This is a genomic window from Rhodococcus sp. NPDC049939, from assembly GCF_040656415.1.
Classification (GTDB): domain Bacteria; phylum Actinomycetota; class Actinomycetes; order Mycobacteriales; family Mycobacteriaceae; genus Rhodococcus_F.
Genome location: NZ_JBFAMC010000001.1, coordinates 1,459,115 through 1,483,869, shown reverse-complemented (window position 1 = coordinate 1,483,869; position 24,755 = coordinate 1,459,115). Strand labels below are relative to the sequence as shown.

The following is a 24,755-nucleotide window of genomic DNA, read 5'->3' as shown; positions in this document are numbered from 1 at the left end:
CTGTCAGCGAACGATGCCCCGCACCGAGGCAGGCAGATCTCGCTTGCGGCGATACGGCCCGACCACGGCGGCACCGAACGGCCGCTTCAGCAGCACCCTTGCGACGTCGCGAACCTCGTCCGTGGTCACCGCGTCGATCTTGGCCAAGGTTTCGCCGATGCTTCGATGATTTCCATAGTTCAGTTCACTCCGACCGATGCGATGCATCCGGGAGCCCGAATCCTCCAGTCCCAGAACCAGACCGCCACGCAGCGACCCCTTGGCGCGGGTGCACTCCGCCTCGGAGATGCCCTCGGAGGCGATATTGGACAGCACCTCGCGGATCACTGTCGCTACCTCGCCGAGGTTCTCCGGCTGGCACCCTGCGTAGATGGAGAATGCACCGGTGTCGGAGAACGTGTCGACGCTCGAGTACACCGAGTACGCCAAACCACGGATCTCTCGAACTTCCTGGAAGAGCCTGGAACTGAGTCCACCCCCGACCGCGGCGTTGAGCACCGACAAGGCCCAGCGGTGCTTTTCGTGACGGCCGAACGCACGCACGCCGAGTGACAGGTGGACCTGCTCGCTGTCCCTGTTGGTCAGGTTGAGGGTCGGCTCGGTTCGAAGGCGTAAGGCTCCGGCGCGGCGCCGCGCGGGTTCGGATACGGACTCGCTGTGCCCGGCGAACGCCCGTTTCACCAACTCGACCGTCGGTTCGTGCTCCACGTTGCCCGCAACAGCCACCACCATGCGCGGCGGGGTGTAGCGGCGCATATGGAAGGAATGGAGCTGGGTTCGCGTCATGGATTCGATGGACTCGGCGCTGCCGATCACCGGTCGGCCTACCGGATGGTCTCCGTAGAGCGCAGTCAGGAAGGCATCGCCGAGGAGGTCTTCCGGATCGTCGTCGCGCATCGCGATCTCTTCCAGAACTACCTGACGCTCTACGTCGACGTCGGACGACCGGCAACGTCCGCGCAGGACCACGTCACTGACCAGGTCCACGGCAAGCGCCAAGTCTTCGTCGAGCACATGTGCGTAGAAGCAGGTGTGCTCCTTGGATGTGAATGCGTTGAGTTCACCACCGACACTGTCCATAACCTGCGCGATGTCGAGGGCCGTGCGCGACGGTGTCGCCTTGAACAGCAAGTGTTCGAGAAAGTGCGCGGCGCCCGCCACCGTGGGTTGTTCGTCGCGAGATCCGACACCTACCCAGACTCCCACGGACGCGGATCGAACGCCGGGGACGTGTTCGGTGACGACCCGGAGCCCACTGGGAAGGACAGTGCGCCGGACACCGCTGTGCGGTTCGGCCACGTTGGGTGCATGGGTGAGCAATGCAGCGCGATTGCGATCGGTCTTGGCCATGTGTAGTGGTTCAGCAGTCCTCGGAAGCTGGTCGTCTTCGAACGCAGAAACTCTACACGCGATAGTCGAACACTACTCGTCAGCCTCTACGGTGCGCTCATGCGTCGACCTTGCCTCCGCTGCGACCGCCATCAGCGGCAACGTCATCGGTCAGTCGACGCAGGGCACACCGTTTCCGCTGAAAACGCTGCCCTGATCCGGTGGAGTGGAGTCATCGGCTTGGTATATCGATGTGGGGTTCTGGGCGGTCCAGGACGGCTGGAAGGACTCTGGCATGACGAAGTCGGAACCGAGAACGATCCGAATGTGGCCCGACGAGACGTCTGCATCAGGAGTCACTGACAGATCCAGCAGCTCTGCGATGGCATCAGCGTCGGCTTCGGCGCCGGGTCCATAGGAGATCGAGGAAAGCACGCTAGGTCCGTCCTCGTCATTTCCGACTTCCCCGGGGGCGTATCCGAGGCTTCCCAGAGCGGACGACACCCTGCCGGCGGAACCGTCTGAGGTACCGGCATTGAAGACGTCTACCGTGCTCGACGGGTTCGTGGCAGCTGTCCGGCTTGTCGGCTCTTCGCCGAAAGCGGCGCGCACTATCGACCTGATCTCGGTGGGGTCGACGATGTTCACGTCCTGTCCGTCGATCACGTCGTATCGCACTACGGGCAGGGTCTGGAACTCGACATCATCAGCGATCTTGCCCACCTCCTGAGCGAAGTCGACGAGATTCCACCCCGAGGAGAACACAACGTTGCTCTGTGCCGCCTCGACGAAGGCTCGGAGCTTGCCGATATTGGTGAATGTCCCCGACTGTTCCAACTGGTGCGCCACCGATACCAGAAATGCCTGCTGGCGGCGTGTGCGGTCGAGGTCGCCGTTCTCGAGCCCGTGACGTTGCCGAACGAATGCCAACGCTTGCGCCGCGTCCAGCCTCTGGTTCCCCGCAGGGAAGTTCGCTCCCGAATAGTTGTCACTGACCGCGTGGTTGAGGCACACGTCCACTCCACCGAGCACCGTGGTGAGGTCGTAGAATCCGGCCATATTGATCTCGGCGAACCGGTCGATCGGAACGCCGACAAGGTTCCGAACGGTTGCGATGGTCGACGCGCGGCCCGCTTCGCGGCCCTCGGTCTCCAATGTGGCCTTGTCAGTAACACCCTGGGCGCGCAACTGTTCCTCGACAGCAGCCTTCTTCAGACCGTAAGCCTCCTTGATCTTGATGTGATCGTTGCCGGGGATCCCACTGACACGGACGTAGTCGTCGCGCGGAATCGAGAACGCCGTCGCTTTGCTGCCGTCCCCGGGTACGTGCACGAGGATCAGGGTATTGGTGTTGTAGCCGCCATCGCTGCTGTCGCCGGCATGGAGTTGGTCGAGAACTTGCGGCGGCAGGTCGTTTCCTTCCTGGTCCTTACGCGAGTCGAGTCCGATCAGCAGGATGTTCGTCGAATCTCCGGTGGAGGCCGGAGCACTCACGCCAAGCGCGTTGGAAGTGGCGAACCCGTTCGCGAGGTTTGTTTCTCCCCACCATCCGATACCCGTAGTGACGAGCAGCGCCACTGAAAGGGTGGCCGCTGGCGCCCGCAATCCAGCCAGCCAACGAGGTCGTGTTCTCTTGCGGACATCTGCTTGTTCGGGGCGGGTCGTCCGGATGTTTCGGCTCACCGGGACACCCCTTCCGTCAGCGCTCTGAACCGCGGTTTCACCGGAGAACGGGTTCCTACCGGCCGCAGACTGAGGGGTCAGCGAATGGCGCAACGGGGGTCGTTGGCCCCAAAGCGGGCCTCACCACTGGAGTGAGGCACCTCACACGATCTGAAGACACACCATCGAATGTAACACCGGATGAGCGCATCAGTCCGTGCGCGAAGAACTGTGCACCGGTGCACTCACCAGCAGGTATTCGGACCGCTCGGTACCGATTGCTCGTCGATACAGGCCATGCGGGCCACACTCGCACGCTGATTCGATGCCGACCAGAAGGGACCGGCGGCCCCGCACGATTCTCGTGCGGGGCCGCCGGGAAGAGCGCGTGCGAGGAAGGCTTAAGTCTCGGCTGTGACCTCGTCGCTCTGCTCGGCCGGAGCCGCGCCATCTTCTTCGACCGGGACCAGTGAGATCTTGCCTCGGTTGTCGATGTCGGCGATCTCGACGCGCAACTTCGAGCCGACGCTGACCACGTCCTCGACCTTGGCGATTCGCTTACCGCTGCCCAACTTCGAGATGTGGACCAATCCGTCGCGGCCCGGCAGGAGCGAGACGAACGCACCGAAAGCAGTGGTCTTGACGACCGTGCCCAGGAACCGCTCGCCCACCTTCGGCAATTGCGGGTTGGCGATCGCGTTGATCTTGTCGATCGCAGCTTGCGCCGACGGACCGTCAGCCGCACCGACGAATACCGTGCCGTCGTCCTCGATCGAAATGTTGGCGCCGGTCTCCTCGGTGATCGAGTTGATCATCTTCCCCTTGGGGCCGATGACTTCTCCGATCTTGTCGACAGGAACCTTGATCGCCGTCACCCGCGGTGCGAACGGACTCATCTCGTCCGGTACGTCGATGGCCTCGGCCATGACCTCGAGGATCGTCGTCCGAGCGTCCTTGGCCTGCGACAGGGCACCGGCGAGGACCTGCGACGGAATTCCGTCGAGCTTGGTGTCGAGTTGCAGGGCGGTGACGAAGTCCTTCGTACCCGCGACCTTGAAGTCCATGTCTCCGAATGCATCTTCGGCGCCGAGGATGTCGGTCAGTGCGACATAGCGGGTCTCGCCGTCAACCTGATCGGACACCAAGCCCATCGCGATACCGGCGACCGGAGCCTTCAGCGGCACACCGGCGTTGAGCAGCGCGAGCGTCGACGCACACACCGAACCCATCGAGGTGGATCCATTGGAGCCGAGCGCCTCGGACACCTGACGGATGGCGTACGGAAATTCCTCGACGCTGGGCAGAACCGGCATGAGCGCCCGTTCCGCCAGAGCACCGTGGCCGATCTCGCGACGCTTCGGCGAACCGACGCGGCCCGTCTCACCGGTGGAGTACGGCGGGAAGTTGTAGTGGTGCATGTACCGCTTGGAGGTTTCGGGCCCGAGGGAGTCCACCTGCTGTGCCATCTTGACCATGTCGAGGGTGGTGACACCGAGAATCTGGGTCTCTCCGCGCTCGAACAGCGACGAACCGTGGGCGCGGGGTACAACGGCCACCTCCGCCGACAGCGACCGGATGTCGGTGATGCCGCGGCCGTCGATGCGGAACTGGTCGCGCAGGATGCGCTGTCGGACCAACTTCTTGGTCAGCGAGCGGAACGCAGCGCCGATCTCCTTCTCGCGGCCTTCGAAGTTCGCAGCGACCTCTGCGAGGACGTCGACCTTGACCTCGTCGGTCTTGTCGTCACGCTCCTGCTTGCCCGGGATCGTCAGAACTGCGCTCAGCTTCTCGCCTGCGGCGGCCTCGACGGCTGCGAAGACGTCGTCCTGGTATGCGGGGAATACTGGGAACTCACCCGTGGGCTTCGACGCGGCAGCCGCGAGCCGCTGCTGAGCCGCGCACAGACGAGCGATGAACGGCTTGGCGGCTTCGAGACCCTCGGCCACGATCGCCTCGGTCGGCGCCTGCGCGCCACCGTCGATCTTGGAGATTACGTTCTCGGTCGCCTCGGCCTCGACCATCATGATCGCAACGTCTGCGTCGTCACCACTGCCGGAAACGATACGTCCGGCGACGACCATGTCGAAGACCGCGTTCTCGAGTTGCTCGACGGTGGGGAATGCAACCCATTGCCCCGCCTTGTTCTCCTCCGATGTGATGAGCGCAACGCGAACACCACCGACTGGGCCGGAGAAGGGTAGCCCTGCGATCTGGGTCGAGGCGGACGCCGCGTTGATCGCCACCACGTCGTAGAGGTCCTGGGGGTCGAGGCTCATCACCGTGACGACGACCTGAATCTCGTTACGCAGACCGTCGACGAACGACGGGCGAAGCGGACGGTCGATCAGGCGGCAGGTGAGAATGGCGTCCGTGGAGGGACGGCCCTCGCGACGGAAGAACGAGCCGGGAATCCGGCCCGCTGCGTACATGCGCTCCTCGACGTCCACCGTCAAGGGGAAGAAGTCGAAGTGCTCTTTGGGGTGCTTGCTGGCGCTCGTCGCGGACAGCAACATGGTCTCTTCGTCGAGGTAGGCGACTACTGCGCCCGCAGCCTGCTGCGCCAGCCGCCCGGTCTCGAATCGAATGGTGCGGGTTCCGAAGGACCCGTTGTCGATCACGGCCGTGGACTCGAAAACGCCCTCATCGACCTCTACTGCCGAATTCTCTGTCATCTCTTCTTTTCACTTCCCTCTCGTCTTCGCCGTACCCGCGCGGGCGTTCCCACCCTCCTGGCGGAAACTGCGCACCTGAGGGACATCCCCCTCTCGACCTCGGGATGTCGCCGTGCGGAGGCGGTCGTCGATCGAAGTCCCCCGGATCGTGTCCGGAGAACCACTACCGAAGACCGACACCACAATCTCTGGTGCATACGGTAGCGCTGCCTCGGCAGCTCTACGCCGATAGCCAGCGATGCCCAGTCTAAGCAAGGCCTCACTGGCTATCGGAGTGGTCGGCGATCGAATGACCGCCGTGTCTTCGAACTCAGCGACGCAGTCCGAGGCGTTCGATCAGCGAGCGGTAGCGCTCGATGTCGACCTTCTGGACGTACTTGAGCAGGCGACGACGACGTCCGACCAGCAGCAGCAGGCCGCGACGGGAGTGGTGGTCGTGCTTGTGCGTCTTGAGGTGTTCGGTGAGATCGACGATGCGCTTGGTAAGCAAGGCCACCTGCGCCTCCGGCGAACCGGTGTCGGTCTCGTGCAGGCCGTACTCGCTCAGAACCTGCTTCTTCTCTTCGGCGGTCAGTGCCACTGAATTCACTCCTGGTGATGACGTTCGCGTGAAAGGATCGAGACTCGGCGCGGCCACCGCGAACCGCAGCGCACGCCAGCACATCACTTTACCAGCTGAAATGTGGCCTCATTACCGCACGTCGCCTGACGCCGTGAGGATCTCGCGTGCACGCTCGGCGTCATTGCCCATAGCGACGACGAGGTCGTCGGCGGAGTCGAACTTCTCCATGCCACGCAGGCGCTGTACCAGATCAACGGCGACATGTTGCCCGTACAGGTCGGCTTCCCTGTCGAGGACGAACGCTTCGACCGTGCGGGTACGCCCGGAGAACGTGGGGTTGGTACCGACCGAGACCGCGGCCATGTATCGCTCTCCGGACGTGACCGTGCCCAGATCGACTTCGTGCCCGAGGACCGTGAACCACGCCGCGTAGACACCGTCCGCTGGAATCGCCGCATACATCGGGGGTGCGACATTGGCGGTGGGATAGCCGAGCTTCCGCCCGCGCCCGTCGCCGTGGACGACCACACCCTCGACCCGGTGTGGGCGCCCCAGCGCTTCCGTCGCGGCAACCATGTCACCAGCGTCGACGCACGAGCGAATGTAGGTGGACGAGAATGTGACCGCATGCTCGCACAGCAGCGTCACGCCGTCGACCGCGAACCCGAACCGTTTACCGATTTGAGTCAGCAGATCGACATTTCCGGCGGCCTTCTTCCCGAAGGTGAAGTTCTTTCCAACGACGACTTCGGCCACGTGCAGGCGTTCGACCAGGATCTCGTGGGCATAGCGCTCCGGCGTCAACTTCATGAATTCGGCGGTGAATGGCATCACACAGAAGACGTCGATGCCCAGTTCCTCCGCAAGCTCCGCCCGACGGGTAAGTGTCGTGAGCTGGGCAGGATGACTACCCGGCCGAACCACCTCCATCGGGTGCGGATCGAAAGTCATGAGCACGCTGGGTATTTCACGTTGTCGAGCAGCCGCCACCGCGCGGCTGATCAGTTGGGCGTGTCCTCGGTGCACGCCGTCGAATACGCCGATCGTGAGCACACAACGACCCCAGTCGGCAGGAACCTCGTCGAGACCACGCCATCTCAGCACGACTCGCAGCCTACGGTGCCTCACTGCGATGTCCATCCCCGGACCTGATGTGAACTCGGGGCTGAGCCCCGAACAAGCGCCGCGACCTCCCGGTTGACACTCTCCGGTCCTGCCCCGATACGGCCGACCACGTGTGTCGATGTGTCTCACGGGTATGACTTGCCTAAGCTCGTGGGCGTGACTGTGAACAAGAATGACCAGCGAGTGATCGAGGACCCTGCACCCGAGAGCGCGGCGCTCTCGCCGGTGGCGCAGGACTATCTCAAGGTCATCTGGACAGTTCAGGAGTGGTCACAAGAGCGGGTGTCCACCAAACTCCTGGCCGAGAAGATCGGCGTGTCCGCATCCACGGTGTCCGAGGCTATCCGGAAACTCTCCGACCAGGGCCTCGTCGATCACGCCCGCTACGGGTCCATCGCCCTCACCGAGGCGGGTCGAGTCGCTGCGATAGGCATGGTCCGCAGGCACCGCCTCATCGAGTCGTTCCTGGTTCAAGAACTCGGATACGGATGGGACGAGGTGCATGACGAAGCCGAAGTACTGGAGCACGCCGTCTCGGATCTCATGATTGCCCGAATCGACAAGAAGCTGGGTCATCCCGAGCGTGACCCTCACGGGGACCCGATTCCGTCTGTCGACGGCTCGGTGCCCACTCCTCCAGCACGCCAGTTGAGCGATTTCGCCAACGGTGAAAGCGGGCGTATCGCGCGAATCTCGGACTCCGACCCCGCGATGCTGCGCTACTTCGACTCGGTCGGCGTGGCACTGGACGTCATGATCACGGTGCTGGAACGACGCGATTATGCAGGCACGGTCTGCATCCAGCTCGGCACAGAGAAGGATTCCATCGAGCTCGGAAACCCTGCTGCCCAAGCCATCTGGCTTGTGTGAGCGTTCACCTCAACGTCGCCGGGCGAACCACCATGACGGAGCTCGCGCGCTTTCCGCGCTCTTGGAGCAACGCGATGGTGTGCCCGTTCGGGTCAATCGCGGCGTAGACACCTCTGATTCCGATCGGTTCGAGCCACCGGCCCTGACTGATCGATTCGGCCTCGTCAGCGTCGATCTGTCGATGCGGGAACGCAGTCTGCGCCGCGGCATCGATGTCGAGACTCACTCCGGGATCCTCGGCCAGTTTCTCGAGAGTGCGCGCTTGGTCGAGCGTGAACGGACCCACCCGGGTTCGGCGCAGAGAGGTGAGATGTCCGCCGACGCCGGTCAGCGCGAGACCGAGATCACGCGCAAGCGCCCGAATATACGTTCCGGAAGAACATTCCACCTCTACATCGAGATCGACGAACGTGCCCAGCGTCCGCCTAGCGGTGACGTCGAAGCGCGAGACCGTGACAGGTCGGGCATCGAGTTCGAACTTCTCGCCTGCACGGATCAGCGCGTGCGCTCGCCTACCGTCCACCTTGATGGAACTGACACTCGAGGGGATCTGTCGGATGTCTCCGGTCAGGGCGTTCACCCCGACGGCAATCTCCTGGTCGGTCAGGCCTGACGCATCAGCCGTCGCAACGATTTCCCCCTCGGCGTCGTCGGTGGTCATGGCCTGCCCCAACCGGATCGTGGCGGTGTACGCCTTCGTGGTCAGGGAGAGAAGCCCGAGCAACTTCGTCGCCCGTTCCACGCCCAGGACCAACACCCCCGTGGCCATGGGGTCGAGAGTGCCGGCGTGCCCGACTTTTCGAGTGCCGAGTAGTTTTCGGCAACGGGCCACCACGTCATGGCTGGTGATGCCCGCGTCCTTGTCGACGATGAGCAGTCCGGCGCCGACGAGGCCGGAAGAGGGCTTGTCACGTGCAGACACGGGTTCCAATTCTGCCAGTCGGCGGTGGAACCGACGAAATCAGCAGAAGCTACGTTGCGACGATCGCGGTGATGATCAACCCGTCGGATACCAGCCACTGCCCGTCGAACGATGCCAACGGTGGCCCGGTGACGGTCTCCCCGGAGACGAGAAGATCCGAGTGGAAGGTGCCTGTGCCGTCCCCGTGGGACTCGAACGTGATGTGCGCGTCCTCGAACCCGAGCCACCGCCGGGTGAGCGGGAACCACGCCTTGTAAGTGGCTTCCTTGGCGCAGAACAGCAGCCTGTCGCGGTGCACAGGACCGACGCCATCCGCACGCCAGTTCGTGGAAACATCTGGGGCCGAAAGCCACGCCCGTTCGCCCTCGAGGCTTATCGCGTCCAACACGCCGTCCGGCAATTCCTCATGTGGTTCGGCGTCGATTCCCAGGGACCTCACTTGCATCGAGTGACCGAGCACGGCGCCGCGATAGCCATCACAGTGCGTAAGGCTTCCTACCAGCCCACGCGGCCATACCGGGGCGCCCTTGTCGCCGCGAAGAATCGGGGCGGGTTCGACACCCAGCTTCGCCATAGCCAGGCGTGCACAATGCCTGGCGCTCGTGAACTCTCGGCGCCGCTTCTCCACTGCCCTTCCGATGAGGGCCTCCTCCTGCGGGTGCGGGCGTAGGCCAGGCGGATCCTCGAACAGTTCGGACCACGCCACCGCGGGCGGCAGGATTCTTTCGATCACAAGCCCCTCCTGGCCCGCATCTTCTCCACCTGTGCTTCCTGCTCCGGAGTCACCTTGAAATGGCCTCCCCACTTGTTCAATGTTCCAGGCGGATACTCGGGAACCGGCAAGATCTGGCGGAGAAGTCTGTCCGGAAGACCGCGCCGCTGCCACTCTCTGGGGTAGCCCAGTGATACCTCCTCGAACCGGATCCCGTCGTAGTAGGTGGTGCGCGGGATGTGCAGATGCCCGTACACGGCGCAGACGGCGTTGTACCGGGTGTGCCAGTCGGCGGTCAGTTCGGTTCCGCACCAAAGTGAGAACTCCGGATACCACAAAACCTGAGTCGGCTCCCGTACGAGTGGAAAGTGGTTGATCAGAATTGTCCGCGTCCCGTCGGGAAGAGCATCCAAGCGTGCCTGTGTCGTCGTCACTCGGTCGTGGCACCATGCATCTCGGCTTCCGTAAGGTTCACTCGACAGAAGGAATTCATCGGTGGCCACCACGTTGTTCTCGCGCGCGATGGTGAGGCCTTCTTCTTTCGTCGTCGCGCCGTCCGGCAAGAAGGTGTAGTCGTACAGCAGGAACATCGGAACCAGCGTGACGGGGCCATCGTCTGCATTCCACACCGGGAACGGATCCTCGGGCGTGATGACACCTAGCTCTCGGCACACGCTGACGAGGTAGTCGTAGCGTGCGGCTCCGAAGATCTGCACCGGGTCCTTTGCGGTCGTCCAGAGCTCGTGGTTGCCGGGTACCCAGATGACCTCCGCAAAACGGCTACGGAGGAGCTCCAATGCCCAGCGGATGTCGTCCGTCTTCTCCGAGACGTCGCCCGCAAGGATCAACCAGTCCTCGGGTGAATCAGGGTAGATGTCCTCGATGACCGGCCGGTTCCCCCGATGCCCTACATGGATGTCGCTCACCGCCATCAATTTGGGTGCCACGTCAACCACCTTTCCGATCATGTTTCGCCACTTACGATCACCGCGATCCGTGATTAGCCTGCAGATCGGACCCGACCACAGCCCATTCGCCCGCACCGACCCTCGATACCACGGCAAGCATCCGAAGAATTAAGAACAAGGCCAGTCCCGTCCAGATTCCCGCCAAGCCCCAATCGTGCAACATCGACAACAAGATCAGCGGGAGGAAGCCGACAAACGCGCACGCCAACGTAGCGTTTCGCAAGAAGGCGACGTCGCCCGCTCCGAGGAGCACCCCGTCCAAGGCGAATACCACGCCGGCGACGGGCAAGATCGCGACGAGGAACCACCATGCGATCGATATTTCCTCGAGCACCGCTCGGTCCGTGGTGAACAATCCAGGTATCGCCGCGTAACCGATGGCGAAGGTCAGCGCCAGTCCCACTGCGAAGACGGTCGACCAGCGGGTTATTCGCCACGACAGTCGGGTGGCACCGAGAGCGCGGCCTGCGCCGAGAGCGGCACCCACCAGAGCCTGGGCAGCGATGGCGAGAGAATCCAGCGTGAGAGCGATGAGGTTCCACAACTGCAGCACCACTTGGTGAGCCGCAACGGCAGCTGCGCCGAACCTGGACGCGACAGCGGCGGCGGCCAGAAAGCATGCCTGGAACGCCAGGCTCCGAAGAATCAGGTCCCTTCCTTGGCTCATCTGGGCGCGCATGACTGTCCATTGGGGACCCAGGGACACTCGCTCGACCACCAAGGCGCCGACGAACAAGCTCGCCGACAGGCTCTGTCCGGCGACATTGGCGACAGCCGAGCCCTCGAGCCCCAGCCGCGGTGCACCCCAGAGGCCGTGCACGAGGACTGGGCAGGCCACAGCCGACACGGCTAGACCTGCAACCACGAAACGTAGAGGCCGCACAGTGTTCTGAACTCCGCGCATCCACCCGTTGCCCGCCATCGCAATGAGGATCAACGGGGCACCGAAGATCGCGATCCGCAACCAATCCTCAGCGGCTGCCGCGATGGCGGCATCCCCGGCGATCGCAGATGTGACCGGCCGTGCGAGCAGTTGGACCAGAGCAACTACTAGAGCACCGATACCCAACGCCAACCACGTTGCCTGAACGCCTTCTCGCACGGCGCCTCGCGAGTCGCCTGCACCGTGCATCCGGGACGCTCGCGCAGTGGTGCCGTAAGACAGGAAAGTCAGCTGGGTACTGACCAGAGTCAGGACGAGACCTCCGACGGCAAGCCCCGCGAGGGCCAGCGCACCCAGCCGCCCGACGACGGCGATATCGAAGAGTAGGTAGATCGGTTCGGCAACCAGAACCCCGAGCGCGGGCAGCGCCAGCCGGAAGACCGTGTAGGCGGTGGTATCGCCTGTCACTTCTGGGGAGTCGGTCAAGAAGAGTGCCTCAGCCGAGGGAGTCGACCAGCGACGTCACGATCTCACTGGCTGTAGCCGTGACGGTGTAGCCGGCGGCAAAGCGGTGACCGCCGCCGCCGAGGTACCCCGCGACGAGGGAGACGTCTACGTGCGATTTCGACCGGAGCGACACAGCCCAGCTACCATCCGCGGATTCCTTGAGAACTGCGGCCACCTCGGCCTCGGAGGTGGTCCGGACGATGTCTATGACGCTCTCGATCTCCTCGGAGCGGAGGTCTCCGACGTCGGCCTGCCGGATCACCGCATACACCAGACCGCGCCCTCCAGCCGCGCTTGGGACGAGTGTCGCCGAGGCGAGCACTTCTGAGAGCATGGGCAACCAACCGAAAGGGTGGGTGTCGAGCAGGCTGCGGGCAATGCGAGCGCCGTCGATGCCGGTGGCGAGGAGTCTCTCGGCGAGGGCGTGGGTGCCGGGTTGTACCCATCGGAACGAACCGGTGTCGGTCACCAACCCCGCGTACAGGCAATGCGCGAGGTCCGCGTCGATGTCCACACCCCAAAGGTCGAACATCTTCACCACGACTGCCGTGGTCGACTCTGCCGACTCATCGATCAGGTTCATCTGGCCGAACCGGGTGTTGGACCGATGGTGGTCGATGACGAGCGTCCCACCTGCGTCCTCGAGGCGGTCGGCAAGCCTACCGAGGCGCCCTACGCTGCCGCAGTCCACGGTGACCAGCAGATCGACGTTTCGGCGAACCTGACCGGCGGGCACCAGCAGGTGGGTGCCCGGAAATTCACGCATCGACTCGGGCAGCTCGTCGGGTGCACCGAACGCGACCTGTACCGGGATCCCCTTGCGTTCGAGCACCAGCGCCAAGGCGAGCCCGCTACCGATCGTGTCGGCATCGGGTTGGACGTGACACAGAACCGTCACGGATGTTGCGTTCTCGAGAACGGCAATCGCCCGCGGCAGATGCACCTCGTCGCGATCGAGTTCGGGCAGGGATGTCCGCTGAGTATGGGTCATGTTGCTCGGGGTCAGTCCGCCCGGCGGGAACTCGACGGCGTGTCGACATCACTGTCGTCCGCGTCCTCGGCTCGCGGCTCCCTGTACGGGTCCGGGTCTCCCGCTGGAGTTGCGTCGGCTGCGATCCGCGCGACCTTCTCATCTGCGGCACGAGCACGAGCGAGGAGTTCCTCCATGTGACGGGCCGTGTCGGGGACCGTGTCCGCCACGAACGTCAGCGTCGGCGTGAACCTCACACCGGTGCCTGCGCCTACCTTGGAGCGCAGTACCCCCTTCGCCTTCTCGAGTCCGACCGCCGCGGTGGCCATATCCGGTTCGGTGTCGAGGTCGGCCCCCATCACTGTGTAGTACACGGTGGCGTCGTGGAGGTCGGCGGTCACCTTGGTGTCGGTGATGGTGACGAACTGCAGCCGAGGATCCTTGATTTCGTGATCGATCGCAGTCGCAACGATGGTGCCGATGCGCTTGGCGAGTTTGCGTGCCCGGGCGGGATCCACCATGGCAATCAGACTTCCTCTCCCTGGCCGCTCGATGAATTGTGCAGTTTCGTGTGCGGCTGTGTAGTTCATTCTGCATGCCACGCTGGGAGCGCGGCGGGGTGGGCAAGCGCACCGAGTCAGTCCTCGGGACCGAAGATCCTTCGCCGGACGGCAAGCAGCTGCAGTTCCGGCAACTCGGCGACATGCCGCTCGCACGTGTCGAGCACCTCGTGGATGTGATCGACGGCGGAACTCGCCATGGATACACCGAGCATCGACCGCCTGAACCGGTCGTGTTCTCCGGTCTCCGCCGCCGACACGCCGTAGCGTCGCAGGTCTGCCAGCACCGGTTTGACCATTGCACGCTTCTCTTTGAGAGATCGCACGTCACCGAGCAAGATGTCCAGCTCGAGCGCACCTACGTACAAGCTTTCCTCCTTCGGGAGGTGTGCGCTTCCCCGACCGATCGAATCGGTGGAGAAGCGCACACCGGATGACACTGCACCAGCGATGACTAGTCGCGCGGCTTTTCCCGAAGCTCGTAGACCTCGATGACGTCACCCACCTTGATATCGGAGTAGGTAATCGTCAAACCACACTCGTAACCCTCACGTACCTCGACCGCATCATCCTTCTCCCGCTTGAGCGAGGAGATGGTGACGGTCTCGGCGACAACCGCATTGTCACGCAGCAGCCTGGCCTTCGCATTGCGACGGACGATACCGGACGTGACAAGGCAGCCGGCGATATTGCCGACCTTGGAGGAACGGAACATCGCACGGATCTCGGCCTTGCCCAGTTCGACCTCCTCGAAGATCGGCTTGAGCATCCCCTTGAGCGCCTTCTCGACCTCGTCGATGGCCTGGTAGATCACCGAGTAGTACCGGATGTCGACGCCCTCGCGGTTCGCGAGCTCCGTCGCTTTACCCTCGGCGCGGACGTTGAACCCGATGATGATCGCGTTGGACGCCGCGGCCAGGTTGACGTTGGTCTCGGTAACGCCACCGACACCGCGGTCGATGACGCGCAACTGCACCTCGTCGTCGATCTCGATGCCGTGGAGGGCCTCTTCCAGAGCCTCCACGGTTCCCGAGTTGTCGCCCTTGAGGATGAGGTTGAGCTGCGAGGTCTCCTTGAGAGCCGAATCCAGGTCCTCGAGGCTGATGCGCTTGCGGCTCTTGGCAGCCAAGGCGTTGCGCTTGCGCGCATTGCGCCGGTCGGCGATCTGACGAGCGATGCGGTCCTCGTCGACGACGAGCAGGTTGTCGCCTGCCCCCGGAACCGACGTGAATCCGACCACCTGGACCGGGCGCGAAGGCAGTGCCTCGAGCACGTCCTCGCCGTACTCGTCGACCATGCGGCGCACGCGTCCGTACGCGTCACCGGCCACGATCGAGTCACCGACCCGTAGCGTTCCGCGCTGGATGAGCACCGTTGCGACGGGGCCGCGCCCACGGTCGAGGTGCGCCTCGATGGCGACACCCTGGGCGTCCATATCCGGGTTCGCTCGCAGGTCCAGGGCCGCATCCGCCGTCAACAACACCGCTTCGAGCAGTGAGTCGATGTTGGTGCCCTGCTTCGCCGAGATGTCGACGAACATGGTGTCTCCGCCGTACTCCTCGGTGACCAGGCCGTACTCGGTGAGCTGCTGCCGAATCTTGTCCGGGTTCGCGCCCTCCTTGTCGATCTTGTTCACGGCGACCACGATCGGCACGTCGGCCGCCTGGGCGTGGTTGATCGCCTCCACCGTCTGCGGCATGACGCCATCGTCGGCTGCCACGACCAGGATCGCGAGGTCGGTGGCCTTGGCACCACGAGCACGCATGGCCGTAAAGGCCTCGTGGCCCGGCGTGTCGATGAACGTCACGAGACGTTCGTTGCCGTCGAGCTCGGTAAGCACCTGGTAGGCGCCGATGTGCTGCGTGATTCCGCCTGCCTCGGCCTCGCGCACGTTGGCCTTGCGGATCGTGTCGAGCAGCCTGGTCTTACCGTGATCGACGTGGCCCATGACGGTGACCACCGGCGGACGGGACTCGAGGTCCTCTTCGCCGCCTTCGTCCTCGCCGTAGGTGAGGTCGAAGCTGTCGAGCAGTTCGCGGTCTTCGTCCTCGGGACTGACTACCTGAACGACATAGTTCATCTCACTGCCGAGCAGTTCGAGCGTCTCGTCATTGACCGACTGGGTCGCCGTAACCATCTCGCCGAGGTTGAACAGCGCCTGCACCAATGCTGCCGGGTTTGCGTCGATCTTCTCCGCGAAGTCCGAGAGTGAGGCGCCACGAGCGAGGCGAATGGTCTCGCCGTTGCCACGGGGCAACCGCACACCACCGACGGCGGGCGCCTGCATCGAGTCGTATTCCTGGCGCTTCTGCCGCTTGGACTTGCGACCGCGTCGCGGGGCACCACCGGGGCGACCGAACGCTCCGGCTGCAGCGCCGCGCTGTCCCGGACGTCCACCACCACCGGGGCGACCACGGAAACCACCTGTGGGAGCACCGCCACCGGGGGCTCCACCGCCGCCACCGGGGGCACCTCCGCGGTATCCGCCACCGCCACCGCCGCCACCGGGACGACCGCCCGGAGCGCCACCGGGACGACCGGGGCGACCGCCAGGGGTCGGACGCGCCGACCTGGCCGGCATCGCACCTGGGTTGGGCCGTGGAGGCATCGAGCCCGGGCTGGGTCGAGGACCGCCCTGGCCGGGAGTCGGACGTGGACCACCCTGGCCGGGAGTCGGACGTGGACCGCCCTGGCCCGGTGTCGGACGTGGACCACCCTGGCCGGGAGTCGGACGAGGACCACCCTGGCCCGGGCGGGGCGTTGGACGTTCGGCCGGAGCCGGACGGGGAGCTGGGCGTTCGGCCGGGGCCGACGAGTACGGGTTGTTACCGATGCGCGGTGGCTTCGGGCCTGGACGCGGGCCACCGGGCTTCGGACCAGTGGAGGGAGCTGCCGGAGTACCTGTTGCCGAAGCAGCCGGGGATGCCGGCGCTGCCGGAGTAGGCGCAGCCGGTGCAGCTGGGGTTGGGCGACCGGGTTTGGGAGCACTGGTCGCCGGCGCCGCCGGAGTGGCAGCACTTGCTGCGGGCTTGGCAGGGGCTTGCGCCCCTGCTGCCGACGCAGGGGTTGGGGATGCTGCCGTGGGCCGGGGTGCGGGCTTGGGACCCGGGCGGGGTCCACCCGGCTTCGCGGCGCTCGGTGTGGGCGCACCCGGCTTCGCGGCGCTCGGCGTGGGCGCACCCGGCTTGGCTGCCGGACGGGCTGCCGAATCCGTGGATGCCTTCGTTGCATCGGTGGATGTCTTCGATGGGAACGATTCCCTGAGACGCCGAGCAACGGGTGCCTCCACCGTGGAGGACGCCGATTTCACGAACTCGCCCTGCTCCTTGAGCGTCGCGAGTAGTTCTTTACTTGTGACACCGAGTTCTTTTGCCAACTCGTGCACGCGGGCCTTGCCTGCCACTGCTCTCCTCACTGGTGAGGTCGAGCAGGAGGCTCCCCTGAGCAGGGGCCCGCACGACCTCGGGTTATCTCCGATGGACGATCATCGCTGGTGCTTCACGGTGTGCTCATGATTGTTTGTGCCTGTTCTGTTCGAGAGGTGTTGCTCTGGGTGCGCGCCCCGCCGATATCCAGTGATCGACTACTGACGTGTCGACACTGCCGGACAACCGCAGTGCTCTGCCGAATGCTCGGCGTCGTTCGGCGAGGCTCAGGCAAGCCTGGTTCGGGTGCAGCCACGCACCTCGTCCGGGAAGCCTGCGCCTCGGGTCCGGGGCGAGTACGTGACCTTTCGGCCCGCTCTCACTTACCACGACCCTGAGTAGATCGACAGCCAGCGCGCGCTCTCTACATCCTATGCATGTTCGCACCGGTGAACCGGGGCGTTCGCGCGCAGGATCGGGAAGCCCGTGCCGAACCATTGACCACTGTACCGCTGACTCGCTCCGATCTCCGCATTCCCGACTCAATGGCTGCTCGCCGCGGGTCCGTCTGCCGCATCGGGGGCAGGAGCCGCATCACTGCGGATGTCGATTCGCCACCCCGTCAAGCGCGCAGCAAGACGGGCATTTTGCCCCTCTTTACCTATTGCCAACGACAGCTGGAAGTCCGGGACGACGACACGCGCCGCTCGCGCCTCCGCATCCACAACAGTGACGGAGACCACTTTCGACGGCGACAGCGCGTTGGCGACGAACTGGGCCGGGTCGTCGTCGAAGTCGATGATGTCGATCTTCTCTCCGGCGAGTTCACTCATCACGTTGCGCACCCGTTGGCCGACGGGCCCGATGCAAGCACCCTTCGCGTTCAGTCCCGGTACACGAGACTGAACTGCGATCTTCGACCGGTGTCCGGCCTCGCGGGCGACCGCGATGATCTCCACTGAACCGTCCGCGATCTCCGGGACCTCGAGCGCAAACAGTTTCCGCACGAGGTTCGGGTGTGTGCGCGACAAGGTGATCTGCGGCCCGCGCTGGCCGCGGGTGACACCGACGACGTAACACTTGAGCCGCTCGCCGTGCTCGTAGTTCTCACCGGGCACCTGCTCCGCCGGCGGGATCAGCCCTTCGGTTCCACTCGCCTCGCTCCCGATCCGCACCACGACCATGCCGCGGGAGTTCGCCCGCGTATCGCGCTGTACTACACCACCGACGATCTCGCCTTCGTGTGTCGAGTACTCACCGAAGCTGCGCTCGTGCTCGGCATCGCGCAGACGCTGGAGGATGACCTGGCGTGCAGTCGTAGCGGCGATCCGCCCGAACCCTTCCGGCGTGTCGTCCCACTCCTCGCCGATCATGTTCCCCTCGGAGTCGACATCGTGCGCCATCACCCGCACGATTCCGCTCTTCGTGTCCACGTCGATCCTCGCGTGCGTCTGGTGCCCTTCGGTGTGCCGATAGGCGGTCAGCAATGCCGTTTGGAGGGTGGAGATGACCGTCTCGATCGAGATCCCTTTGTCAGCCTCGATCGCGCGCAACTCCTTCATGTCGATATTCACTTGTCCAGCTCCTCTACTTCTCCATCGTCTGATGCCTCGGCTTCCACCGACACCGCTCGACCCACGGGAATTCCACCCGCCAGCTCCAACTCTCGTGGATCTGGTTTCGAAAACTCCACCTGCACAACGGCTTTCTGGACATCCCGGATCTGCACACGGCGAATGTCCAGGCCTGTACGCGAACCGATCACCACGGAGACCGATTCGCCATCGAGCTCCCCGATTCGCCCGACGACCGTCTCGTCGGCAAGATCGATACGCGCCTTGCGCCCGCGGGCCCTGCGCCAATGCCGCTCGTGTGTGAGCGGCCGGTCGATACCTGGAGACGTGACCTCGAGTGTGTACGGAGACTCTCCGAAATCGGAGATCGAGTCGAACACATCGGAGATCTTGTGGCTCAACTGTGCGACCGCGTCGAGTTGGAGTCCGGAATCGCTGTCCACCATGATCCGAACCGCGCTGTGCCTACCTGCCAGAGTGACGGCGACGTCCTCCAGGTCGTAGCCTTGGCGATGCACCAGATCGGAGATGAGCTCCGTGACCCTCTCCTTGGATGGAACCGGCATCGGGGAAGCTCCTCGTTTCAATTGTCATCGGTGGGGCGTCTGTCATCGGTTGGGCGTCGGTCGTGGCAAAGCGTCCGGGTCGGGCGTTCACGTTGTTGCACGCACAACACCGTCACCCGTCCCCGACTGGTCCGAGCATCTAAGGGTAACGCCGATTCGCTGTGCCTGTGACCAGCCCCAGTCCTCGATTCCCAGGATCCGGGCTCGACCTGGCACCATAGAACGGTGCTCGAGTCTCCCGCATCCCGGCCTCTGAACCTTGGTTCCATCGTATCCCGGCGTGCCGCGATCCGGTTCATGGCTGTCTCAACCCTCGGTGCCGCGAGTGTCCCTCTACTGACAGCATGCGCTACCACCGGAGATTCCGTTGCGGAGGTGGATTCCCTGATCGCCCAATCGCGATTGGCGCGCCGCGACGCAGCACGCGCGGCAGCGACGATAGCTCGAAACCCGGAAAGGGCGGCGGCACTGGACCTCGTCCGCATGCAGCGCACCGCGCACGCCGACACTCTCGACGTCGAAATCGCCAGGCTCGCTGCAACTTATCCAGCCGACATCGCAACCGACACGTCGGCTTCCCCGTCGACGTCGGCCGCGGCCGCAACCCCTGGGCTCGATGAACTCCGCGCCGGCCTGGCCGAATCGCAGCGCAGTGCGGCGGATTCGGCTCAGATGCTCACTGCGTACCGCGCTGGACTATGCGCGTCGATCAGCGCGGCGTGTGCGACCTACCTGACGGTGGTGCTGCCATGACCACGCTTACCGCAGCCGAGGCGCAGAGCCTCGCCGACGCCCTGACTGCAGAACACGCGGCTGTATTCGCCTATGGGGTGGTCGCTGCCTTCTCCAATCCGACCCGAGATGCGCAAGTGGCCGCTGACGCCGCGGCCCACCGGGCCTGCCGCGATTCCCTGACGGACATGTTGACCGCTGCGGGCATGCCTGCCCCAGCCGCCGCTGCGGGCTACACCCTGCCGTTCCCCGTCGTCGACCCGGTCACTGCGGCCCAATTGGCTGCCCAGGCAGAGGTCGACACCGCGGTCGCGTGGCGAGCCGTGGTCGAACACGGTGATACTGCGGAAATCCGAGCGCTCGGTGTCACAGCGCTCACGGACGCGGCGATCAGGGAAGCCAACTGGCGCCTCGCCCTCGGCACGGACCCCGTCACGAAACCGTTCCCCGGACAGCCCTGATTTCGCTCGATTTCGCAAAACGTCAGGTAACTGACCTATCCGAAGTCGCTGCACCTTCAATCTTGCTCGACAACCGAGCGATCGGGCACGATTGGAAGTACCGAAGGGGTGTCGTCGTGGACAGAGTTACCGAGTCTCGACTGAGCTATTCCGACCGGGAAGGCCACCACCACACCGTGGACCTCCCCCCAACTGCGACGCGTGTCACGATTGGGCGTTCTCCGGGGTCCGACCTTCTCCTGACCGAGGATGACGAGGTCTCACGTCTGCATGCCGTCCTCGAGTGCGTCGGTTCTCACTGGACCATTCTCGATGACGGTCTGTCACGCAACGGCACCTTCGTCAACGGCGAAAGGCTCTCCGGCCGCCGCCGCCTTCACCAGGGCGACAACATCCGCATCGGTGGAACCAAGATCCGGTACCTCGAATTCGGCGGCACGCTGGACGAGGCCACCCGGGTAGGTACGAAAATCCCCGAGGTTCGATCGCTGACCGACACTCAACGTGCAATCCTTACGGCGCTTTGCCGGCCGTACAAGCACGGCGCGGCGTTCGCGAATCCAGCCTCGAATCAGCAGATCGCGCAAGAACTCTTCCTCAGCGTCGACGCGATCAAGACCCACCTCCGAGCGCTGTTCGCGAAATTTGGCGTCGGCGACCTTCCGCAGAATCAGAAGCGGGCCAGCCTCGCCGAGCGGGCCATGCGTAGCGGAATCATCAACGAGCGCGACCTCTGATCAGCCGACTGCTACTTGTTCGTGAGAAACGGCTTCAGGTACTGCGTGTGTGATCCGCTCTCTGAGACCGATGATCGCGCGCGCGACGTCGGCGGCGCGTTCGAAGATCACCGAGTGTCCCGCACCGTCGACACTGACGAGTTCCGAAGCCGGAAGCATCGAGGCCATCGCAACCGAATGCTGGAATGGTGTGAGCGGGTCCATCGAACCGCACAAGATCAGCGACGGGATGTTCGTGAGTGCGGCCAAGGAGTGCCGTTCGTCGAATCCGAGCAGGGATTCGAGGAAACTCGACATGGTCACGACGGACGTCGTGTTGGCCATAGCGGTCACCAAGGTCGCAAGGCGAGGGTCGACGGCACGGTACCGAACTCGGGCCGCTCGCTCGATCGTCGTGCACACCACGCGACCGAACCTCTTCGATCCATGCATGAACCGAGGCGCTCGCCTCACCGCAGCGCGAAACAAGGACACCGCGGGGCTGCGCAGGTGTCGCCCGAGACCGAACTCTGCGAGATCGCATGAAGCCGTGGATATCAGGGCCATGCCCACAACACGTGAACCGATGGAGTGCGGATTCTGCCGCGCATACGACAGTGTGGCCATCCCGCCCATCGAGTGCCCGACGAGAATGACCGGACCGTGCGACGCGACAGCGTTCAGGACGGACTCCAGGTCACGACCGAGTTGATCGATTGTGTAGGTCGCAGCCGGTGCCTCTCCCGACGCACCGTGCCCTCGATGGTCGTAGAAGACCATGCGAACATCGTTGTGCCAGAACCGGACCAACTGCCTACGAAGCGCCCACCAGGATTCCGCGCGTAGACAGTGACCGTGGACGAACACCAGTGTGGTAGATGCATCGGGTGAACCGAACTCACGAACCGCGAGTGGAACCCCATCGTTAGTCACGACCGTGAGGCGACGCCCGTCATTGGCCTGCGCAACCGCGATGCTCGACATTTGGTCTCCCTCAGATTCTCTACTCGCTGTCAGTGATGGCGTACGTCATTGCTTGTCAACCACCTTGCCGCGCATACCCTGAAGCAACCAGGATCCCCAGTGGTGGCCCCGTTACCCGGAAGTGTTGCCACTTCCACACCTGGGGTGGGTAGACGCCAGGTCGGATACACGCTGAAACGCGCAAGCCCCCTCACTGAGGGGGCTTGCGCGTGAATCGAGGACCGAGCCGGTAAGACGTCAGGTCTTGTCGGTAGAAGCAGCCTCGATCGTCTGGTGTTCAGCGGCGCCAAGGCTCGAGACCTTGATGCGGCGCGGCTTTGCTCGTTCGGCCAGCGGAATCGTCACACTCAACACACCGTTCTCGTAGGACGCCGAAATGCCTGCCGTATCGATGCCCTCACCGAGCGAGAGTTGACGGCGGAAGGTTCCGCTGAACCGCTCCGAGGCGAGCCACTCCACATTCTCCTCGGACTGCGCACTCCGGTGAGCGGTCAGAGTGAGCGTGCCGGCATCGACATTGACGTCGACTGAACCAGGATCCACTCCGGGCAAGTCCGCGAGCAGTACATAATGATCGTCGACCTTGTAGAGATCCAACGGCATGAACCTGGGCTGGCGGGAAGTTCCCACCTGAGCATCGAAGAGAGTCTTCGTCATGTGTTCGAGATCGCTGAAGGGGTCGAAGCGAAGCACAGCAACACACCTCCATGTCACTTGAAGTGCCCGCCGCCGTGACGGGCAGCCAGGGTTTCTGTGCACCAACAATTTAGCACTCAGCACCCTAGAGTGCCAGGACGTGGAATCCCGGAATCGTCACCTTTGCGGTTCCGATTCCGGGAACCGGGCACCACTACGACTACGGTCGCATTTCGTAGGCTCCCTCGTAGCCTTCCACCTGCGCCCACACGCGGGTGAACTGCTCCGTATCCACGACCGGGCGGCGAATTGCTCCGAGCGCCCACTTCTGCTGGGCATCCGTGGCAGACGACTTACCGTGCAACGCAACGGCATAACCCGAGAAGTCACGAATCTGGAAGTCGAAGATCTGGCCCAGCAGGTCAGGATCGAGGCCGGTGATCTCGGCCTGCTCGAGAATGAGGTGGCCGTAAACCACGAGTGAGAACAGGTGTCCGATGTCGAGCAGGAAGTCGAGATCCTTCTGCTGGTCCGCGCTGGGCGGGGCCGTGACGAGAAGTTCGCGGAGCGCAACTGCCTGCTCGTAGAACCGCGCCACGTTCGGGATGCTGGAGTACTTCTCGTAGATCCGCGTCCAGTCGTGGAACTGAATCTTGGCGGCACCGCGAGTTGGACCCTGCGCCCAGAAGAACGCGTCGTCAGCGGCATCGGACCGTGTGCCGATCTCGGGGTACTCGGCGGGATTGAGCAGGTAGTTCGGCATGAACTTGAGAATTAGTCCGACATTGACGTGCACTGTGCCCTCCAGCTTGGGCAAAGTGCCGATCAACTGAGATGCGGCGCGGAAATAGGTGTTCTTCTCATAGCCCTTCGCCGCGACGACGTCGTGCATGAGCGCCACGACCCTCTCACCCTCCGAGGTGACCTTCGCCTTGGTCATCGGGTTGAACAGCAGGTAACGACGATCTTCGAGACTCGCGCTGCGGAAGTAGTCGACCGCGCGGGCGCTGAACAGCTTCATCCCGATCATGCGGGTGTAGGCGTCGACGAAGTTCTTACGTACGTGCGCGAAATCGGTGACGGGGTTGCCGTACAGAATCCTGCGACGCGCATGGGTGATCGCCTCGTAGAACGCGTGCTCGGAAATGCCGATCGACCCTGTGCTGAGGTTGAACTTGCCGACGTTGACCGTATTCAACGCAGCCTCGAACGCCGCGACCCCGGTGTGCAGAATGTCTTCCTCGCGAACCGGGTAGTCCTCGAGCCGGAACGCGCTGACATACATCTGGCCGTGCACGACGTTGTCTTGCAGGTGGTAGGCCGGGTGGGCGCTGTCCGCGACGAAGAACACGTAACCGTCGCTACCCTCTACGTCGGGACGCCTGCCGAACACCGACACCATCCCAGCGACGTTGCCGTTGCCGATGTAGTACTTGTCACCGGTTGCGGTGAACGCAACGCCCGATTCGGCATCGCCAGCGGTCAGCAGCATGTCCGTCGAGTAGACGTCGGCGCCGTGTTCCTTCTCCGACAGGCCGAACGCGAGAACCCCGCCCTCGTCGAGCAGTTTCGCGGCGCGTTCCTTCGCTGCACGGTTATCACTCATCCAGATCGGGCCGAGCCCGAGGACGGTCACCTGCCACGCATACCAGTACCCGAGTCCATAGAATCCGAGGATTTCACTGAGAGCTGCATTCCGCGAAGCATCCCAGCGCTTGTTCGGATCGCCGTCGGCGAATTCGGCCGGAGTCAGAAACGTCGCGAACAGCTTCTCCCGTTTCTGAAACTCGAGGAACTCAGCGGGCCAGGCACCCGTGAGGTCGTCCACGAGGAGTTTTTCCTTGCCGCGCGCCTCGAACCATTCGATCAGCGCCCGCAGTTGCCGACGCGTCTCCGGATCGAATTGCGCAGGATCATAGGAGTTCGGATCGAACAGCAGAGAGTTTGCCACAGCATGCCTTTCGTCGATATATACGCAA

23 protein-coding genes are annotated in these 24,755 nt (G+C 63.8%); 4 read left to right on the top strand and 19 right to left on the bottom strand.

Annotated elements, in window-relative coordinates:
- Nucleotides 1-3 precede the first annotated feature (3 nt).
- The 5 genes from AB0I57_RS06800 to AB0I57_RS06780 all read right to left on the bottom strand — a co-directional run bounded on the left by AB0I57_RS06800 (nt 4) and on the right by AB0I57_RS06780 (nt 7,329).
- Nucleotides 4-1,350 (bottom strand): pitrilysin family protein, encoded by a 1,347-nt coding sequence (locus tag AB0I57_RS06800; RefSeq protein WP_358331609.1) that lies wholly within the window; start codon nt 1,348-1,350, stop codon nt 4-6.
- Between the two features lie 150 nt (nt 1,351-1,500).
- Nucleotides 1,501-2,943, bottom strand: a complete 1,443-nt coding sequence (locus tag AB0I57_RS06795) for an LCP family protein (protein ID WP_358333235.1) — start codon at nt 2,941-2,943, stop codon at nt 1,501-1,503.
- 449 nt (nt 2,944-3,392) lie between these two features.
- Nucleotides 3,393-5,663 carry a polyribonucleotide nucleotidyltransferase gene (locus AB0I57_RS06790; RefSeq protein WP_358331606.1) on the bottom strand — a complete coding sequence of 757 codons (2,271 nt, stop codon included), beginning with the start codon at nt 5,661-5,663 and terminating at the stop codon, nt 3,393-3,395.
- Nucleotides 5,664-5,973: 310 nt separating this feature from the next.
- Complete coding sequence (rpsO, locus tag AB0I57_RS06785) at nt 5,974-6,243, bottom strand: 30S ribosomal protein S15 (RefSeq protein ID WP_358331603.1); 270 nt, start codon at nt 6,241-6,243, stop codon at nt 5,974-5,976.
- A 111-nt stretch (nt 6,244-6,354) separates the two neighbouring features.
- A complete protein-coding gene (locus AB0I57_RS06780) occupies nt 6,355-7,329 on the bottom strand; it encodes a bifunctional riboflavin kinase/FAD synthetase (RefSeq protein ID WP_358331600.1) in 975 nt (324 codons plus the stop codon).
- Between the two features lie 177 nt (nt 7,330-7,506).
- Between AB0I57_RS06780 and AB0I57_RS06775 the strand changes: the two genes are divergently transcribed.
- Nucleotides 7,507-8,220 carry a metal-dependent transcriptional regulator gene (locus AB0I57_RS06775; RefSeq protein ID WP_358331597.1) on the top strand — a complete coding sequence of 238 codons (714 nt, stop codon included), beginning with the start codon at nt 7,507-7,509 and terminating at the stop codon, nt 8,218-8,220.
- Between the two features lie 4 nt (nt 8,221-8,224).
- Here AB0I57_RS06775 and truB read toward each other — a convergent pair whose 3' ends face one another.
- From truB to rimP, 11 genes are all read right to left on the bottom strand, one after another.
- Nucleotides 8,225-9,142, bottom strand: coding sequence for a tRNA pseudouridine(55) synthase TruB (gene truB, locus AB0I57_RS06770; protein WP_358331594.1), 918 nt, complete (start codon nt 9,140-9,142; stop codon nt 8,225-8,227).
- A gap of 49 nt (nt 9,143-9,191) precedes the next feature.
- Nucleotides 9,192-9,875: a 4'-phosphopantetheinyl transferase superfamily protein gene (locus AB0I57_RS06765; protein ID WP_358331591.1), complete on the bottom strand. Its 684-nt coding sequence runs from the start codon at nt 9,873-9,875 to the stop codon at nt 9,192-9,194.
- Entirely contained in the window at nt 9,872-10,801 is a 930-nt protein-coding gene (locus tag AB0I57_RS06760; protein ID WP_358331588.1) for a metallophosphoesterase, read from the bottom strand. Before AB0I57_RS06760 ends, AB0I57_RS06765 begins: the two co-directional genes overlap by 4 nt.
- 37 nt (nt 10,802-10,838) lie before the next feature.
- Nucleotides 10,839-12,191 carry an MATE family efflux transporter gene (locus AB0I57_RS06755; RefSeq protein ID WP_358331585.1) on the bottom strand — a complete coding sequence of 451 codons (1,353 nt, stop codon included), beginning with the start codon at nt 12,189-12,191 and terminating at the stop codon, nt 10,839-10,841.
- Nucleotides 12,192-12,201: 10 nt separating this feature from the next.
- Complete coding sequence (locus AB0I57_RS06750) at nt 12,202-13,203, bottom strand: bifunctional oligoribonuclease/PAP phosphatase NrnA (protein ID WP_358331582.1); 1,002 nt, start codon at nt 13,201-13,203, stop codon at nt 12,202-12,204.
- A gap of 11 nt (nt 13,204-13,214) precedes the next feature.
- A complete protein-coding gene (gene rbfA, locus AB0I57_RS06745; protein WP_358331579.1) occupies nt 13,215-13,703 on the bottom strand; it encodes a 30S ribosome-binding factor RbfA in 489 nt (162 codons plus the stop codon).
- A 116-nt stretch (nt 13,704-13,819) separates the two neighbouring features.
- Nucleotides 13,820-14,110 carry a DUF503 domain-containing protein gene (locus AB0I57_RS06740; RefSeq protein ID WP_358331576.1) on the bottom strand — a complete coding sequence of 97 codons (291 nt, stop codon included), beginning with the start codon at nt 14,108-14,110 and terminating at the stop codon, nt 13,820-13,822.
- An 86-nt stretch (nt 14,111-14,196) separates the two neighbouring features.
- Nucleotides 14,197-17,145, bottom strand: coding sequence for a translation initiation factor IF-2 (gene infB / locus AB0I57_RS06735; protein ID WP_358331573.1), 2,949 nt, complete (start codon nt 17,143-17,145; stop codon nt 14,197-14,199).
- A gap of 106 nt (nt 17,146-17,251) precedes the next feature.
- Nucleotides 17,252-17,605, bottom strand: a complete 354-nt coding sequence (locus tag AB0I57_RS06730) for a YlxR family protein (RefSeq protein WP_358331570.1) — start codon at nt 17,603-17,605, stop codon at nt 17,252-17,254.
- A 44-nt stretch (nt 17,606-17,649) separates the two neighbouring features.
- Entirely contained in the window at nt 17,650-18,681 is a 1,032-nt protein-coding gene (gene nusA / locus AB0I57_RS06725) for a transcription termination factor NusA (RefSeq protein ID WP_358331567.1), read from the bottom strand.
- A complete protein-coding gene (gene rimP, locus AB0I57_RS06720) occupies nt 18,678-19,247 on the bottom strand; it encodes a ribosome maturation factor RimP (protein WP_358331564.1) in 570 nt (189 codons plus the stop codon). The genes nusA and rimP overlap by 4 nt, the downstream gene beginning before the upstream one ends.
- A 297-nt stretch (nt 19,248-19,544) precedes the next feature.
- Between rimP and AB0I57_RS06715 the strand changes: the two genes are divergently transcribed.
- The 3 genes from AB0I57_RS06715 (at nt 19,545) to AB0I57_RS06705 (ending at nt 21,177) form a co-directional block, all read left to right on the top strand.
- Nucleotides 19,545-20,000 (top strand): hypothetical protein, encoded by a 456-nt coding sequence (locus tag AB0I57_RS06715; RefSeq protein ID WP_358331561.1) that lies wholly within the window; start codon nt 19,545-19,547, stop codon nt 19,998-20,000.
- On the top strand, nt 19,997-20,440 hold the full coding sequence (locus AB0I57_RS06710) for a ferritin-like domain-containing protein (protein WP_358331558.1): 444 nt from the start codon (nt 19,997-19,999) through the stop codon (nt 20,438-20,440). Before AB0I57_RS06715 ends, AB0I57_RS06710 begins: the two co-directional genes overlap by 4 nt.
- 116 nt (nt 20,441-20,556) lie before the next feature.
- Complete coding sequence (locus AB0I57_RS06705; protein ID WP_358331555.1) at nt 20,557-21,177, top strand: FHA domain-containing protein; 621 nt, start codon at nt 20,557-20,559, stop codon at nt 21,175-21,177.
- Here AB0I57_RS06705 and AB0I57_RS06700 read toward each other — a convergent pair whose 3' ends face one another.
- From AB0I57_RS06700 to AB0I57_RS06690, 3 genes are all read right to left on the bottom strand, one after another.
- On the bottom strand, nt 21,178-22,140 hold the full coding sequence (locus AB0I57_RS06700; RefSeq protein ID WP_358331552.1) for an alpha/beta hydrolase: 963 nt from the start codon (nt 22,138-22,140) through the stop codon (nt 21,178-21,180).
- 237 nt (nt 22,141-22,377) lie between these two features.
- Entirely contained in the window at nt 22,378-22,833 is a 456-nt protein-coding gene (locus AB0I57_RS06695) for an Hsp20/alpha crystallin family protein (RefSeq protein WP_358331549.1), read from the bottom strand.
- Nucleotides 22,834-22,996: 163 nt separating this feature from the next.
- Nucleotides 22,997-24,727, bottom strand: coding sequence for an acyl-CoA dehydrogenase family protein (locus AB0I57_RS06690; RefSeq protein ID WP_358331546.1), 1,731 nt, complete (start codon nt 24,725-24,727; stop codon nt 22,997-22,999).
- Nucleotides 24,728-24,755 lie beyond the last annotated feature (28 nt).